The sequence below is a fragment of the Acidimicrobiia bacterium genome (genome assembly GCA_040881685.1).
In the GTDB taxonomy this organism is placed as follows: domain Bacteria; phylum Actinomycetota; class Acidimicrobiia; order IMCC26256; family PALSA-555; genus SHVJ01.
This window is the reverse complement of the sequence record JBBECS010000002.1, coordinates 150134-166064: the sequence shown is the minus strand read 5'-3', so window position 1 is coordinate 166064 and position 15931 is coordinate 150134. Positions and strand designations below refer to the sequence as shown.

15 protein-coding genes and 1 tRNA gene are annotated in these 15931 nt (G+C 69.1%); 5 read left to right on the top strand and 11 right to left on the bottom strand.

Annotated features, from left to right (window positions below; genetic code table 11):
* From WEE69_01075 to WEE69_01060, 4 genes are all read right to left on the bottom strand, one after another.
* On the bottom strand, window positions 1-1977 hold the full coding sequence (locus tag WEE69_01075; GenBank protein MEX1143887.1) for a protein meaA: 1977 nt from the start codon (window positions 1975-1977) through the stop codon (window positions 1-3).
* Between the two features lie 49 nt (window positions 1978-2026).
* The gene (locus WEE69_01070; protein MEX1143886.1) at window positions 2027-3007 is read right to left on the bottom strand and encodes a hypothetical protein; all 981 of its coding nucleotides are present in this window, start codon (window positions 3005-3007) and stop codon (window positions 2027-2029) included.
* 191 nt (window positions 3008-3198) lie between these two features.
* Entirely contained in the window at window positions 3199-4053 is an 855-nt protein-coding gene (locus WEE69_01065) for a 3-hydroxyacyl-CoA dehydrogenase family protein (GenBank protein ID MEX1143885.1), read from the bottom strand.
* A 43-nt stretch (window positions 4054-4096) separates the two neighbouring features.
* Window positions 4097-4606 (bottom strand): J domain-containing protein, encoded by a 510-nt coding sequence (locus WEE69_01060; GenBank protein ID MEX1143884.1) that lies wholly within the window; start codon window positions 4604-4606, stop codon window positions 4097-4099.
* Between the two features lie 106 nt (window positions 4607-4712).
* Between WEE69_01060 and WEE69_01055 the strand changes: the two genes are divergently transcribed.
* Complete coding sequence (locus WEE69_01055) at window positions 4713-5414, top strand: Type 1 glutamine amidotransferase-like domain-containing protein (protein ID MEX1143883.1); 702 nt, start codon at window positions 4713-4715, stop codon at window positions 5412-5414.
* On the opposite strand, the gene WEE69_01050 is transcribed toward WEE69_01055, so the two are convergent.
* A complete protein-coding gene (locus WEE69_01050) occupies window positions 5406-6194 on the bottom strand; it encodes a peptidylprolyl isomerase (protein ID MEX1143882.1) in 789 nt (262 codons plus the stop codon). The two genes, WEE69_01055 and WEE69_01050, sit on opposite strands and share 9 nt — an antisense overlap.
* Window positions 6195-6333: 139 nt before the next feature.
* Here WEE69_01050 and WEE69_01045 point away from each other — a divergent pair, with 139 nt between their 5' ends.
* Entirely contained in the window at window positions 6334-7551 is a 1218-nt protein-coding gene (locus WEE69_01045; protein ID MEX1143881.1) for an aspartate kinase, read from the top strand.
* Window positions 7552-7557: 6 nt separating this feature from the next.
* Window positions 7558-8580 carry an aspartate-semialdehyde dehydrogenase gene (locus WEE69_01040; GenBank protein ID MEX1143880.1) on the top strand — a complete coding sequence of 341 codons (1023 nt, stop codon included), beginning with the start codon at window positions 7558-7560 and terminating at the stop codon, window positions 8578-8580.
* Between the two features lie 5 nt (window positions 8581-8585).
* Here the strand turns inward: WEE69_01040 and WEE69_01035 are convergent.
* From WEE69_01035 to WEE69_01020, 4 genes are all read right to left on the bottom strand, one after another.
* Window positions 8586-8662, bottom strand: a tRNA-Pro gene (locus tag WEE69_01035).
* A gap of 22 nt (window positions 8663-8684) precedes the next feature.
* Window positions 8685-9065 (bottom strand): response regulator, encoded by a 381-nt coding sequence (locus WEE69_01030; protein ID MEX1143879.1) that lies wholly within the window; start codon window positions 9063-9065, stop codon window positions 8685-8687.
* Window positions 9066-9076: 11 nt separating this feature from the next.
* The gene (locus WEE69_01025) at window positions 9077-10207 is read right to left on the bottom strand and encodes an ArsA-related P-loop ATPase (protein MEX1143878.1); all 1131 of its coding nucleotides are present in this window, start codon (window positions 10205-10207) and stop codon (window positions 9077-9079) included.
* Window positions 10204-11148 carry an ArsA-related P-loop ATPase gene (locus tag WEE69_01020; protein ID MEX1143877.1) on the bottom strand — a complete coding sequence of 315 codons (945 nt, stop codon included), beginning with the start codon at window positions 11146-11148 and terminating at the stop codon, window positions 10204-10206. Before WEE69_01020 ends, WEE69_01025 begins: the two co-directional genes overlap by 4 nt.
* Between WEE69_01020 and WEE69_01015 the strand changes: the two genes are divergently transcribed.
* A complete protein-coding gene (locus WEE69_01015; protein MEX1143876.1) occupies window positions 11137-12447 on the top strand; it encodes an NfeD family protein in 1311 nt (436 codons plus the stop codon). The two genes, WEE69_01020 and WEE69_01015, sit on opposite strands and share 12 nt — an antisense overlap.
* Window positions 12448-12522: 75 nt before the next feature.
* Complete coding sequence (locus tag WEE69_01010) at window positions 12523-12807, top strand: WhiB family transcriptional regulator (GenBank protein ID MEX1143875.1); 285 nt, start codon at window positions 12523-12525, stop codon at window positions 12805-12807.
* Here the strand turns inward: WEE69_01010 and selB are convergent.
* Window positions 12784-14586: a selenocysteine-specific translation elongation factor gene (gene selB / locus WEE69_01005; GenBank protein ID MEX1143874.1), complete on the bottom strand. Its 1803-nt coding sequence runs from the start codon at window positions 14584-14586 to the stop codon at window positions 12784-12786. The two genes, WEE69_01010 and selB, sit on opposite strands and share 24 nt — an antisense overlap.
* Window positions 14583-15905: an L-seryl-tRNA(Sec) selenium transferase gene (selA, locus tag WEE69_01000; GenBank protein MEX1143873.1), complete on the bottom strand. Its 1323-nt coding sequence runs from the start codon at window positions 15903-15905 to the stop codon at window positions 14583-14585. The genes selB and selA overlap by 4 nt, the downstream gene beginning before the upstream one ends.
* Between the last annotated feature and the right edge of the window lie 26 nt (window positions 15906-15931).

Here is a 15931-nt window from a genome sequence, read left to right as displayed (position 1 = left end):
TCAGGCCGTCCGGGCCAAGCGTTTCCGATGCTCGATGGCGAGCTCGACGATGTCGGCGATGATCGCCGAGGTCTTGTAGTCCTTCGGCGTGTAGACGGCCGCCACGCCCGCCCGTTCGAGGGTCGGTCGATCCGCGTCGGGGATGATCCCGCCCACGACCACCGGCGCGTCGGAACCCGCCTCACGGATCAGCCGCACGGTCTCGGGCACGAGCTCGAGGTGCGAGCCGGAGAGGATCGACAGGCCGACGACATCCACATCTTCGTCGCGCGCGGCCGCGGCGATCTGCGCCGGGGTGAGCCGGATGCCCTGGTACACGACCTCGAAGCCCGCGTCGCGCGCAGCCACCGCGATCTGCTCCGCACCGTTGGAGTGACCGTCGAGGCCGGGCTTGCCCACGAGCATCCGAAGCGGACCACCGAGTTCCTTCGCGGCCTGCTGCGCGCGCGTGCGCACGACGACGAGCGCGTCGCTCGGCGCGACGGCGACCCCACCGATGCCCGTAGGCGCGCGGTACTCGCCGAACTCCGCCCGCAGCGCGTCGGACCACTCACCGACCGTCCCGCCGGCGCGGGCGAGCTCCATCGTTGCCGGCATCAGGTTCTCGTCGGTCGCCGCGGTCTCCCGCAGGCGGTCCATCGCCTTGGCGACGGCGTCGCCGTCACGATCACGCCGCCACTGCTCGAGCCGTTCGATCTGCTCGGCCTCGGCGGCAGGGTCGACCACGAGGATGTGCTCGGCGTCCTCGGTCACGAGTGGCGATGCCGCCGTCTCCTGGAAGCAGTTGACGCCGATGACCTCGAGCTCGCCCGACTCGATCTTGCGCACGCGCTCGGCGTGGCTCTGCACGAGGCGGCCCTTCATGGCCTCGGTCATCTCGAACGCGCCGCCGCCGTCGAGCACCCACGCCAGCTCCGCCTCCGCGGCGCCGGCAAGCTCGGTGGTCTTGGCCTCGATCACCTTCGATCCGTCGAAGATGTCGCCGTACTCGAGCAGGTCGGTCTCGAACGCGAGCACCTGCTGGATGCGCAGCGACCACTGCTGATCCCAGGGGCGCGGCAGACCCAGCGCCTCGTTCCACGTGGGCAGCTGGATGGCTCGCGCCCGCGCGTCCTTCGAGAGCGTGACGCCCAGCGTCTCCAGCACGATGCGCTGCACGTTGTTCTCCGGCTGCTTCTCGGTGAGTCCGAGGGAGTTCACCTGCACGCCGTAGCGGAACCGCCGCAGCTTCTCGTCCGTCACGCCATAGCGCTCGGCAACGAGGTGCTCCCAGAGCCGCGAGAACGCGCGCACCTTGCACGTCTCTTCGACGAAGCGGATGCCCGAGTTCACGAAGAAGGAGATTCGGCCGACGACCTCGGGCATCTCGTCGGCGGGGATCTGACCGGACTCGCGCACCGCGTCCAGCACGCCAACAGCGGTGGCGAGCGCGTACGCGATCTCCTGGACCGGCGTCGCGCCAGCTTCCTGCAAGTGGTACGAGCACACGTTGATCGGGTTCCACTTCGGCACGTTGCGCACCGTGTGGCAGATCACGTCGACGGTCAGCCGGCGGGACGGGATCGGGCCGAAGATGTACGTGCCGCGGCTCAAGTACTCCTTGACGATGTCGTTCTGGGTGGTCCCGGCCAGCGCGCCCGGGTCGACCCGCTGCTCCTCGGCCAGCGCGAGGTACATGCCGAGGAGCCACATCGCGGTGGCGTTGATCGTCATCGACGTGTTCATCTCGTCGAGCGGAATCCCGTCGAAGAGCGTGCGCATCTCGCCGAGGTTTGGGACGGGCACGCCGACCTTGCCGACCTCGCCGCGGGCGAGGATGTGGTCGGGGTCGTAGCCGGTCTGCGTCGGGAGGTCGAAGGCCACTGACAGGCCGGTCTGCCCCTTGGCCAGGTTCGTGCGGTACAGCTCGTTCGACGCCCGAGCCGAGGAGTGGCCCGAGTACGTCCGCATCATCCACGGCTGCTCACGCTCCGTCATGGGTCCATTGTCTCGCGCTCGGCACCGGAGGGGCGGAGCGAGCGAGTGCTCAGAACTTGACCTGGAAGCCGGTCGCGAGGAGCACCGCGTTGTCCTGCCCCTGCACAACGACCTGCGCTGCAGCGAATCCGGCATGCAGCTGGTCGTCGAGCTCGAGCGTGAACTTGCCCTTGCCGCCGCGCTTGATCTCGACCGCCCCGATCTCGGACGACGCGAACGCGTCGCCGCTGCGCGCCCGGACACTTGTGTCATCAGGTCCGAACAAGACGAGGTCGTACGGGGGGAAGCTCGATCCGGCTGGAAGCGCGTTGAACTGGTTCGCGACGAACAGCCGGATCTGGCTGGCACTCTCGGAGTACTTCCCGATGTCGATGTTCACCAGCTGCGGGTTCTCTGCTTCGGTGGTGACGCTCACCCGCCATTTGTAGAAGTCCTTGGCCACCGGTCCGGTGATCCAAGGCTGAGGGGTCCCGTCTGCCGCGACGCTGGTGCCTTGCAACGGGAGCAATCCCGGCTTGACGCCAGTGAGATCGCCGATCGAGACGCGCGCGCTCGGCTGCACCGTCGTCCCTGCGTCACCCGTCCAGAGGTCGAAACCGACGGTGGTCAGCGGATCGCGCAGCAACTTGCGGTACGCACCAGTGGCGCTGATCCTGAAGCCTGCGCCGTCGGACGCGTACCTACCGGTGATCTCGCCGAAGTCCTCGTCGGCCGGTCCCCAGACCTCGGCGCTCGTGGTCGTCCCCTCGGACTCGCGCTCGACGAGCGTGCCTTCGACGGCGCCGTCGCCGGAGAGGGAAACTCGAAGCCGCCGTAGATCATCGGCCGCCGAGTGGGCGCGGAGTAGAAGCCGATGCGGGCCGAGATCGCGGTGCCCGTCGGCACGAAGCTCGCGACGTTCGTGATGTCGAGCTCGAGCCCGGATCCGGTCTTGGATCCGCGCAACACAGCGATGGCGAGCGGAGCGTTGCGGACGGGCGCGCCACCGGACCCGAACGAGTACGCCGGCGTGTCGTTGAGCAGCGCCCACTCATCGTCCCCTTGCGCGCCGGCGACTGATGAAGACGCGAGTGCGCTCGTGCCGAGCCCGATCGTCGTCGCGATCAGGAGCAGTGCTGCTTTCTGGCGTCGCCTCATGTGGCACCCCCCACATCACGCCGGTGCGCGGCCGGCGCCCCGCTGCCCCGCGTGATCGTAGGAGCCGAGCGCGCTTGTCTCGGGCTACTTCGAGTAGTCGTAGAAGCCCTGGCCGGACTTGCGGCCCAGGCGTCCTTCGCTGACCATCTGCTCGAGCATCGGCGCGGGGACGTAGTTGGGATCCTGGTACTCGGCGTGCAGGGCTTCGAGGATCGAGAGGCTCGTGTCGAGGCCGACGAGGTCGAGCAGCTCGAGTGGCCCCATGGGGAAGTTGCATCCACCCTTCATTGCGGCGTCGATGTCGTCGCGTGTGGCGAGGCCCGAGTCGAGCGCTTTCACCGCGTTGTTGAGATAGGGGAACAGCAATGAGTTCACGATGAACCCCGCGCGGTCGACCACATCGACCACGGTCTTGCCGCATGCCTCCGCGAACGTGCGGGCCGTCGTGATCGTCGTTGACGAGGTGCTCTCGGCGCGCACAACCTCCACGAGTGGCATGACGGGCGCGGGGTTGAAGAAGTGGATGCCGCACACCCGCTCTGGACGCTTCGTCGTTGCCGCGATGTCACCGATGGACAGCGTGGAAGTGTTCGTGGCGAGGATCTCGGCTTGTGCACAGATCTCGTCGAGGTCGGTGAAGAGCTGCTTCTTGACCGTCAGGTCCTCGACCACCGATTCGAGGACGAGGTCGCAAGGTGCGAGCTCCTGGAGGTCGGTAACGGCGCGCACGCGCCCACGAATCGCTGTGCTGTCGGCGGCGTCGAGCCTGCCCTTCTCGACCTGCTTGGCAAGCGACTTCTCGAGTGAGGCGATCATCGCCTCAGCGCTCGACTCGGCCCGGCTGCGCAGCACGACGTCGAGGCCGGCCTTGGCGACGACCTCGGCAACGCCCGAGCCCATGATCCCGGACCCGACGAGTCCGACCTGCTTCACCGCCATGCTGGCTATCTCCGCTCTTCCGGCCCCAGTCGGCACCCGGACGTTACCGCGCGGTAACCCGAGCGTCGGCGCGCAGGCGCCGCAAGCGCCAGGAGCCGAGGCCCCAGAGCAGCACGCCGCAGGCGAGGAGCTTCACCACGACGAGCCACAGCGTGATGGTCTTGGCCGCGTCGCCGGTGTCCAGACCGGCGAGCAGGACCGCACTGGCCGTGCCGAGAACGATCAGCCCAATGCCGATCCCGATCGCCGCCCGAGCCCGTCGGGCCGTGCGGAACACGGGATGGTGCGTCGTCGCCGTTGGGGCTGACGACACCGGCGTGTTCCTCGCGGTGCGGCGGCGGTCGTAGGCATCGCGACTCTCGGGGCGCGCGAGGACGTTGTAGGCGTGCGTCAAGGTCTTGAATCGCTCGGCGACACCCGCGTCTCCCGGGTGTCGGTCCGGGTGCAGCTCTTTGGCGTGCACCCGAAATGCGACCGCGATCTCCTCGGCGGTGGCGGTCGGCTCGACGCCAAGCGTGGCGTAGAGATCGACGGCGGCGATCGCGGTCTGCACGATCCGAGTATGGCGCGCTCGACCACCGGTAGTCTCGCCACCTCATGAGACCCAGCGGAGCCGCGCTCGGACGAGCGGGACGGCGTAGCGGAGTCGACCAATCAAGATGAGCGCGAACCGAGCTGGCGGAACCCTTGTGCTCGTGGGTGGCGGCGAGTGGAACGAGGGCTGCAAGGACTTCGACCGCGAGCTCCTCGCAAACGCCGATGCGAGCGAGGTCGTGGTGCTGCCGTCGGCCGCGGCCTTCGAGCACCCTGAGCGTGTTGTCGAGCGCGCCACCGTCTACTTCGAAGCGCTCGGCGCGAAAGTTCGTGCGCCGATGGTCCTACGGCGAGCCGACGGTGAGGACCCGAAGACGGTCGAGGCGGTGCGCAAGGCGCGCATGGTGTACGTGGCCGACGGCTCGCCGCTACACCTGCGCTCCGTGCTCAAGTCGTCGTCGTTGTGGGACGCGATGCTCGGGTCGTACCACGCGGGTGGCGTGCTCGCCGCGTCGGGTGCCGGGGCGACGCTCGTGTGCGATCCAATGGTGGATCCGCGTGGCGGTGCGTACACCGTCGGACTCGGCGTCGTTCCCAACCTCGCGGTGTTCCCGTATCACGGCACTGCCGCCGATCACCTGCGCGAGCGCTCGATCGATCTCTTGCCCAAGAACGCCACGCTGATCGGCATCGACGAGCAGACGGCGCTGGTGCGCGACCCCGACGGCGCGTGGCGCACCGCGGGTGTGGGCGCCGTGACGGTGTACACCGGCCGTGACACGAAACAGTTCGCGACCGGCAGCGCGATCGATGAGCTCTCAGCCTGAAGTCGTCGTCGTGGTGGACGGCGCCGTCGCGCCAACCTCGGTGACCGTCACCTTGTCGATCACCACGATCTTCTTCGGTTGCTGGTCGGGCTTCGCCAGCTTCTCGATCCGCAACACGGTCTCGAAGCCCTCGGTCACCTGACCCAGGATCGAGTACAAGAACGGCGGACCCCCGAGGTTGGCCGCGCCTTCGGCGGTGGTGACGACGAAGAACTGCGAGCCCGTGGTTCCTGCACCGGAGTTGGCCATCGCGACGGACCCCTCCTGGTAGCCGTTCGTGGGGGGCTCGTCGGGCACCGTGTACCCGGGTCCGCCGGTGCCGTCGCCCTTGGGATCGCCACCCTGGATCACGAAGTCCTTCACCAATCGATGGAAGGTCAAGCTGTCGTAGAACCCCTCGTTCGCAAGGAAGGCGAACGAGTTCACCGTCTCGGGGGCTTCGGCCGCCGCGAGCTGGATCGTGAACGATCCGCAGCTCGTGACGACCTCCGCGACATAGGTCTTGGTCGTGTCGGTGATCGTGGGCTCGGCCGCGGCGAAAGTGTCGTCCTTGGGTTTCGGCTTCTTCACGTCTCGGCACGCGCCCGCGGCGGCGCCCCCGGTCTTCTCGTCCTTCGCTGAAATGCTCAGGTACGCGCCAATCGCGATCACCGGCACCAGGAAGATCGCGAAGAGGCGAGCCGTCTTGAACGTGCGGCGCCGACGGGCGAGCGCCTCCTCGTACTGGCGGCGAGCCTCGCGGTTCTCACGCTGCCGATCACGCTTCGATTGCTTCGACACGGGCCGGGAGTCTAGGAGCAGTCGAGCGTCCCCAAAGGGGTGGCGCGGAGCATCCCCGCGCCGAGCGAGCGCGACCAAACGGTACGAGGACTCGGCAATGAAGGAGGTTCGCGGCAGGTCCCCCGGTACCATCGATGCCGTGAGCCTCGTCGTGCAAAAGTACGGCGGCACGTCTGTGGCCGACCCAGAGCGGATCAAGGCTGTCGCCGAGCACATCGTCGCGACACGTCGCGCCGGCAACGAGGTCGTCGTCGTCGTGTCGGCGATGGGCAAGACCACCGACGAGCTCGAACAGCTTGCGCACGAAGTGTCGGCGTCGCCCAACGCGCGCGAGATGGACATGCTGCTCACGTCGGGCGAGCGGATCTCGATCGCCTTGCTGTGCATGGCGATCATCGATCGCGGTGAGCACGCGGTGAGCTTCACAGGCTCCCAGGCCGGGATCGTCACCGACACCACGCATCGGAAGGCGAAGATCGTCGATGTCCGCGCCGACCGCCTGCGCGAGGCGATCGACCAGGGTGCCGTCGCGGTCGTCGCCGGATTCCAAGGTGTCTCGACCGCGTTCGACGTGACCACGCTCGGCCGCGGCGGGTCCGACACGACGGCAGTTGCGCTCGCCGCCGCGCTCGACGCGGAGGCGTGCGAGATCTACACGGACGTCGATGGCGTGTTCACTGCAGACCCCCGCCTCGTGCCTCGGGCTCGGCGACTCGAGCGGTTGTCGTACGAGGAGATGCTCGACATGGCGGCGACGGGCTCACGCGTCCTGGCGCTGCGATCCGTCGAGTTCGCCCGGAACCACGGCGTTCGGGTACATGTGCGGTCGAGCTTCACGTGGGAACCAGGCACGTGGGTCGTGAACGAGGAGGAAGCGATGGAGCAAGCGATCATCTCGGGCGTCACGAACGACACCTCCGAGGCCAAGATCACGCTGTCCCACGTTCCCGACCGACCGGGCGTCGCGGCCAAGGTGTTCCGCGCGTTGGCCGACGAGGCGATCAACGTGGACATGATCGTGCAGAACGTGTCGACCGCCGGTCACACCGACATCTCCTTCACGCTGCCCAAGGAAGACCTCGGCCGGGCCGGGAAGGTGATGGAGCAGCTCGTCGAAGACGTCAGCGCTTCGGGCTTCACTCCCGACGAGGGAATCGGGCGGGTCTCGCTCGTCGGGGCCGGCATGAAGACCCATCCGGGCGTGGCCGCGACCATGTTCGAGGTGCTCGCGCGCGAGCACGTGAACATCGAGATGATCTCCACCTCGTCGATCCGCATCTCGTGCGTGGTCCAGGAGGCCGACGTGGAGAAGGCCGTTCGGGCGCTGCACGATGCGTTCGAGCTGGAGAAGGCGTAAATCGGCATGCGAGTGGGTGTGGTTGGCGCCACGGGCGTCGTCGGAACCGAGATGCTGCGTGTGCTCGAGGAGCGCTCGTTCCCGGTGTCGGAGCTGCGCGTGTACGCGTCGCCGCGCTCCGAGGGTCGACGGCTTCCGTTTGCGGGTGGTGAGGTCACGTGCGCCGTGCTGCGTGACGGTTGCTTCGACGGGCTCGACCTCGTGATCGTTGACGTCGACGATCCGCTCGCGCTCGAGTGGGCTCCGCGCGCAGCTGCCGCGGGCGCGAAGGTCATCGACAACTCGGCGGCGTTCCGCATGGATCCCGAGGTTCCGCTCGTGGTGGCGGAGATCAACCCCGACGATGTGCGGGAGCTCCCGAAGGGCATCATCTCGTGCCCCAACTGCACGACGATGGTGCTGGTGACCGCGCTGGCTCCGCTGCACCGCGCAGCGGGAATCGAGCGCCTCGTGGTGTCGACGTACCAGTCAGTGTCGGGCGCAGGTCAACCCGGTGTCGACGAGCTCGCCGGTCAGTGGACGAAGGGCGCGGGCCAGGAAGACGTGCTCAGCCGCGCCGGAGCGACACCGGGCGCGATCGAGCCGGGTGAGATCTGGCCGAAGCCCATTGCCGGGAACGTGATCCCGCTCGCGGGCTCGCTTGACGCGAGTGGCGTCACGTCGGAGGAGCGCAAGCTGCGCGACGAGAGCCGCAAGATCCTGCACGCACCTGATCTGCGCGTCACAGGCACCTGCGTGCGCGTGCCGGTGTACGTCGGACACGCCATGTCGGCGAACGTGCAGTTCCAGCGGGCCATCTCACGCGACGAGGCCGCGAGCGTCTTGGCCCGCGCGCCGGGCGTAGCCGTGCTCGACGGCGTCGATGGCGCACCGACACCCCTCGAGAGTGCAGGCATCGACCCGGTGCTGGTCGGCCGCATCCGCGAGGACGAGTCCCAGGCGAACACGCTGGACCTGTGGGTCACCGGTGACAACCTCCGCAAGGGCGCCGCCCTCAACGCCGTCCAGCTCGCGGAACTGCTGCTCTGACTAGGTGGTCGGGCTGCCGGGACTTGAACCCGGGACCTCTTCGTCCCGAACGAAGCGCGCTACCAAACTGCGCCACAGCCCGTTGGGGGAACCGATTGTAGTGATCAGGCCGGAGCAGGCTCCGAGAGCAATGGCTTGGCAGCCCGCCGCAGCGTCGACGCGTCGACTGGCTTGACCAGCTCCGCGTCGGCGTCGGCCCGCTTGGCGAGAAAGCGGTCGGCTTCGCGATCGAGCAGCAAGAGGATCGGCACTTCGGGCACCCGTCCGGCCGACGCCTCGAGGTGCAGGTCGATGGCCACCGCGATCCCGCCCATGTTGGCGATCTGCAGATCGAGGATCACCAGGTCGGGCTTCTGCGTCCGGACGAGGTCGCGCACGTCCTGGCCGCGCGTCGCCTCGATGACCTCTTGTCCCGGCGCAACGAAAGCGGCGCGCACCTGGTCACGAATCCAATGACCGTCTGCCGCCACCAAGATCGTGCCCACGGCGAGCGAACCTACTTCACCTGGCCGACGAGGTAGAAGCTCACCGCGTCGAGCGCGGCGATGTCGACGACGTCATGTGGGAGCGAAGGCACGTAGGCAACCGCGCCTGCACCGATGCGGTCTCCCGCTCGCGCGAGCTCGTCGCGCTCGTGCCGCGCCAGCGCCACGTAGTCGGCGAGGTTTTCGTAACGAGCGGCCAGCCGATCGGCCGCGACGCCGTCCGAGCCAGCAAGGGCAACCGCGCGCTGGCGCAACACGTCGGGGTCGCTCCCGAACCCGAAGTCGGGATGGACGCGGTTCACGATGAGCGCGGCGACACGCAGATCGCTCTCTCGCAGTCGCTCGGCAAAGAACTCGGCTTCATCGACCGCGTCGCGCCGTGGCGACGTGACGAGCACGAAGGCGGTGCCGGCGGCGCCGAGGAGCTCGGTCACCCGGCCGGCTCGCTCCCGGAAGCCCTGCTCCATGCCTTCGAACGCGCGGAAGAACGCAACGATGTCGTCGATCACCTCCGCGCCGATCACCTTCGCGACCGTCCGCAGGAACGTCTGCACCGCGAAGCTCGCGAGCCGCATCGAACGGCGCGTCGGCATCATCAGGAACCGGAAGATGCGGTTGTTGAGCATCCGGGTGAGACGAGCCGGTGCATCCAGGAAGTCGAGCGCGTGGCGCGTGGGCGGAGTGTCGACCACGATGAGGTCGTAGCCGCCTTCCTCGTGGAGCTCGTGCAGCTTCTCCATCGCCATGTACTCCTGGGTTCCCGACAGGGCGCCCGCGATGTTGCGATAGAAGCGGTTGTCCAGGATGCGTTGGGCTTGCTCGGGGCTGCTCGCGTGCTTGTGCACGAGCGCGTCGAACGTGGCGTGCGTGTCGAGCATCAGCGCTGAGAGTCGACCCGTTTCCGGGGCGCTGCCGCTCGGGTCCCATCGAGCTCGCGCGATCTCCTGGGCGCTCTCACCGAGCTCGTCGAGACCGAGGGTGTCGGCAAGGCGCTTGGCCGGGTCGATCGTGACGACCACGGCGTTGCGACCACGGCGCGCGGCGGCGAGCGCGAGCACGGCCGATGTGGTCGTCTTGCCGACACCACCGGTGCCGCAGCAGACCACGACGTGGTCCTCGTTGATGAGCCGGACGACGCTCACGGCGCAACTGGCTCCGGGAGCGCGGCGATCTCACCCGCAAGCGCGTCGGCGAGCCGGTCCACCTCACCCGGACCGATCGCGCCGAAGACGAACGGCAACCGGAGCTGGGGGAGCGGGAGGAGCGTCTTCAGCCGGTCGGCTTGCACAGAAGCGAGCGCGTGGCGGTCGTGGCGGAACGAGGCAGCCGCGTCGAGTGCGCTCGCCTCGTCCGGAAGTGCCAGGCCCGCGGCGGCCGCGTCGTCAGCGGTACTGCTGCCAACCAGCGCAAGGTCGCCCGGCACCGCGTTGACGACGACCGGTCCGAGCTTGATGCCGACGCGGTCCTCGAGCGCGAACGCGGTCTCGACGAGCTCGTTCACCGGTGTCTCCTCCGGCAGCGTCACGAGCATCACGCGGCAGCGCTCCGGATCGGACAGCAGCTCGATCACGTCTTCGGCCTGATGGCGCACCGGGCCGACGCGGACCGCGTCGAGGAGCCCGCGAGCCGAGAGCAGGAACGTGATGGCGTGGCCGGCGGCTGGTGCGTCGATGAGGATGAGATCGGCCGCACCGGCCCGCTCGAGCTGCTTCACCTTGCCGAGCACGAGGATGTCCTTCATCCCGGGTACGGCGGTGGCGACGACGTCGAGCGCGCCGGAGCGCACGAGCTGCTTGGAGACCCGGCGCAGCCCGCGCTCCTCCAGGTACTCGAGCAGGGCGTGATCCGGCGTCAGCGTGCGGGCGCGCAACCCCGGCTGCACCTCGCGTTCGTCGTATTCGAGCGGCGGGCAGCCGAGCGCGGTGCTCAGCCCCGATTTGCCTTCGACCTCCACGATCAGCACGCTCGTGCCCGCGCGCGCCGCCGCCGTGGCGAGCGCGGCCGTCACGGTGGTCTTGCCGACACCACCCTTGCCCGCAACGATCACGACCCGGGAGGTGGAGCAGAAGTCATGGAGCTGCATCGCCCGAATGCTACGAGGCGTCTGCGTTGGCTCCACAGGACACGGCTCGTTGCGTGTGCACTGCTGGTGATTGGCGCGTACGCAGCGATCGCTGGACCCGCAGCGGCCGGAGGCGATGAGCGACGCGGCATCGTCGTCGTGCAGATCAAGGGTTTGCTCGACGTTCCCAATGTGTCGCTCCTCAAGGACACGATCAAGCAGGTCAATGCCGACCGACGCACGCTCTTGCTGATCCAGCTCGACGCGCGTGGCGCGATCGCCGATGTCGATCCGGTGATGCGCGCCATCAACCGCTCACGGGTTCCCGTGGTGATCTGGGTCGGCCCGCCAGGGGCCGAAGCCACGGGTGGCGCGGCGGTGCTCACGGCCGCGGCGCATCGCTTGTTCCGTGCACCGGGGTCCACGATCGGTTCCCCAAACCCGATCCGCCTCGACCAATCGGACGACGGTGATTCCGGCCTGACGGTCACCGGCCAGGTGCCCCACGGGCAGCGACCGACGATCGGGGAGACAATCGTGAAGCTCGACGGGAAGACGATCGAGACCGCCGACGGCGAGCACACGCTCTCGACCGCGAAGGTGATCGGCGAAGGGCGCGACCGGAGGCGTCAGCCCAATCAAGAGGTTGTGTTCGAGACGCTCGATCTGGCCGGTCAAGTGCAGCACAGCCTGATCAGCCCGACGGTCGCGTACTTCTTCCTCGTCATTGGCTTGGCGCTCATCGTGTTCGAGTTCTTCGCCGCGAGCATCGGCTTCGCCGCGTTCGTCGGCGCGCTCTGTGTCGTGGGCGCGCTCTACGGGTTCTCCCATTTGCCGGTCCATTGGTGGGCGGTCGCGCTCTTGTTGCTCTCGACGTTCGGCTTCGCGATCGACGCCCAAGCGGGCGGCTTGGGCTTCTGGACGGCCGTCGGCTCGGTCGCGCTCATCGCCGGATCGGTCACCTTGTACGGCGGCACGATTGATCTGAGGCCGTCGTGGTGGGCGTTCGTGGTCGTGATCGCATCCGTCGGGATGTTCCACGTGCTTGCGATCCCGTCGTTCATCCGAGCGCGCTTCTCGACGCCGACCGTCGGGCGGGAGGGCGTGGTCGGCGAAATCGGCACAGCCGAGGTGGCCGTGGACCCAGACGGCGTCGTCGTGATCCGCGACGCCCGGTGGCGGGCCCGCACGAACCGCGCCACGCCGATCGCGGCGGGCGGGGTGGTGCGCGTGGTCTCGGTGGAGGGGCTCGTGCTCGAGGTCGAGCCAGAGTCCGGCGGTGCCCACGACCACCGGGACCGGGCTCGGCGCAAGAAGTGACGAACCTCTTTACGGTGCCGACAGGCCCGCGGTAGCGTCCCGCACCGAGAAATCGGGCGGACACCCGGGGGGATTGTGGCCGTTCGTACCGTCGGCGAGATCTGGCAACGACGTGCGTCCTGTCGCGGCCCGGAGTCGGTGCTGTTCTTCGCGCCCACCGTGCCCGAGCCCAGGCCTGATCGCGAGGCGCGCGAAGCGCGGGCCAAGGCGATCTGCGGTGGATGTCCCGTCCAGGTCGAGTGCCTCGAGTACGCGGTGCGCATCCGCGAGTGGCACGGCATCTGGGGCGGCCTCAACGAGAACGAGCGACGCCTGCTCTGGGATCCCGACGCGGTGTCAGAGGAGCTCGCCCAAGCCTGACGTCGGCCCGGGGACGCGATCGTCACCGCGCCGACGCGTGACGCCCTCGCGATCGAGCCAGCCCACGATCGGTAGCACGAACTTCCGGGTCGATCCGAGCAGATCGCGAATGTCGGCGACGGTCAGGTGGCCACGGTCGCGGAGCGCGTCGAGCACCAGCGCGCGGGCTTGGCCGAGCGCCTCGGCACTGAACACGACTCGGTCGACGTCGATCAGCGCGCCCTCGCGCACGAGCGCGCGCACCAGCGCCTTGTCTGCGCCGACATCCTGAGGCTCCGGGGGCGAGAACGGCGCGGCGGCGAGCGCGGCCAGAAGTCTCCGCGCCTCTGGAGTTTCGGCCGCGATCCCCCCATGGGACGTGTGGCGCACGACGCCGCGCTCGACGACGACATCGGTTGCCCCAACCATCGCGCTCCGCAGCTGCTCGGGAGTGACGCGCAGCGCGTTCGCCACCGCGCCCAGCTCGATTCCGAGATCCATCGGGTGGGCCGAATGGTGGGCAAGGGCGCGCCCGCCCACCTCCGCTCGGAAGCTCGCGAGCGTTGCGGGGTCAACGATCCACTCACCGACGCGCTCGGCGTGGCCCACTCCGACCAGCTCGTCGACGAGCGCGGTCGCGGCGCGTTCGGAGCACCCAACCAGTCGTGGGATATCGCCCACGGCCAGCCACGGGCGGGAGGCGAGGAGGCGCCCACCGATCGGCAGCGAGAGCCGGGCGGGCGCGTCCTTGGCCCGGCCGACCGGCTCGACATCGAGAACTTCGGCGCCGGCGACGGTCCGTCTGCGGCCCGCGTCGCGCAGCACGAGCCGATCTCCCGGCGCCAGCGGCACCACCTCGTCGAACCGAAGCCGCGCATATGCGCCGGCATCGTCGAGCACGCGGAGCCACACCCGCCGTTCGCCCGACCCGACGTACGCCTGGAATCGTCCCCGCCGACGGACTTCCTCGCCCGCGAGCTTGAGCAGCGCGACATCGACCACGCGCGGCACGGACCACTGCGACGGGGTGACCACCGCGTCACCACGGGCGAGGTCGCGATGCTCGACACCGGCCAGATTCAAGGCGACGCGCGTACCGGGTCCAGCGGTACCGGCCTTGCGACCAGCGGTCTCGATGCCCCGCACGCGTGCTCGCCGCCCGCCGGCGTCGACCTCATCGTCGATGGCGAAGGAGCCACCGGTGAGTGTCCCGGTGACGATCGTGCCGGCGCCACGAGCCGTGAACACGCGATCGATCCACAACCGCGGTCGCCTTACGTCAGGCGCCGCGGGTGCGTCGGCGAGCACCGCGTCGAGAGCGGCTCGCACGTCGTCGATCCCGCGCCCCGACACCGAATCGCAGACGACGACCGGCGCATCCGCGAGCGTGGAGCCTGCGAGATGCTCGACAACCTCGAGCGCCGCGAGCTCGAGGGTCTCGGCGTCGACGACGTCGGCCTTCGTGAGCGCCACGATGCCGTGGCGCACGCCGAGCAGCTCGAGGATGCGAAGGTGCTCCTCGCTCTGCGGCATCCATCCTTCGCTGGCGTCGACGACGACGAGCGCGACTTCCACCGCGCCGACGCCCGCGAGCATGTTCTTGATGAAGCGCACGTGACCGGGCACGTCGACGAAGCCGACCTCGATGCCGGAAGGCAGCGTGGTGAACGCGAAGCCGAGGTCGATCGTGAGACCACGCGCCTTCTCTTCCGGAAACCGGTCGGGGTCCGTGCCCGTGAGCGCGAGCACGAGCGTGGACTTCCCATGGTCCACATGCCCCGCCGTCGCGACGACCCTCATTTCCCCCGGAGCGCGTCCGCGAGGCGGTCGTCGTGGGCGGGGTCGACGGTGCGGAGGTCGGCGACCACGGCATCGCGCTCGGCGCGGGCGACGATCCCGTGCTCACGCAACGCGGCGAGCGCCTGGTCGACGTCGGCCACGTCGAGCGCCACGCCGACCGACGGGATCGTCAGCCCGGGGAGCGAGCCACCACCCGCGACCGCCTCGGTATCGACGACCTTCGTGCGCGGCACGCTCGCTGTGATGCGCTCGGCTCGGGCGCGCAGATCTTCAAGTGACGCCGTGGCCATGCGCCACAACGGAATCGACGTCGCGTCACCCGACAGGTATGTGAGCGCGACCTGTTGGAGCGCGGCCAGCGTCATCTTGTCGGCGCGCATGGCGCGGGCGAGCGGTTGCCGCGCGATGGTCGCCACCAGGTCGGCCCGGCCCACGATCACGCCGGCCTGCGGTCCGCCGAGCAGCTTGTCGCCCGAGAACGTGACGATGGCCGCGCCGGCATCCAGCGCTTGGCGAACGCCTGGCTCGTCGTGCAACCAGGTCGGTCGGTGCGGCAACCACGGGGTGGTGTCGTCGAGAAGGCCCGAACCGGCGTCGACCATCACCGGCGGCCCGAGTACCGAGAGTTCGGCCACCGACGCGGCCTCGGTGAATCCGATCACGCGGTAGTTCGACGCGTGCACCTTGAGCACGAGCGCGGTCTCGGCGCGGAGCTGGGCCTGGTAGTCGCCGACGCGCGTCCGGTTCGTGGTGCCGACCTCGACGAGATGGCACCCCGACTCCGCCATGATGTCGGGAACGCGGAACCCACCGCCGATCTCCACCAGCTCGCCCCGCGACACCACCACCTCGTGGCCGCGGGCGAGCGCGCCGAGCGAGAGCAGCACGGCCGCCGCGTTGTTGTTGACCACCAGCCCGGCCTCGGCGCCACACGCGTGCGCCAGCAGGGTGCCTGCGTGGTCGTGCCGCGAGCCGCGCTGCCCTTCGTGCATGCGGTACTCGAGGTTCGAGTAGCCCGCGGCGACCGTCTCCACCGCGCCGAGTGCCTCCGGAGCCAGCGGGGCCCGCCCGAGGTTCGTGTGGACGATCACCCCGGTCGCGTTGACGACGGGTTGGAGCAGACCTCGCCGAAGCGCTTCGACACGCTCACAGGCGTCGGCGATGACGGACGCCTCGTCGACGGTCCGGTCCTCGGCGGCCGCATCGCGCGCGGCCTCGATCGCCTCGCGCGCGCACGTCGCCAGCAGCTCGTGTGGCAGACCGTGGAGCGCGCGCAGCACGCGATCCACGGCCGGCAGCGCGCGACGTGGGTCGTTCACGCGTTCCAGCGTAGGTCCGGGTCGGC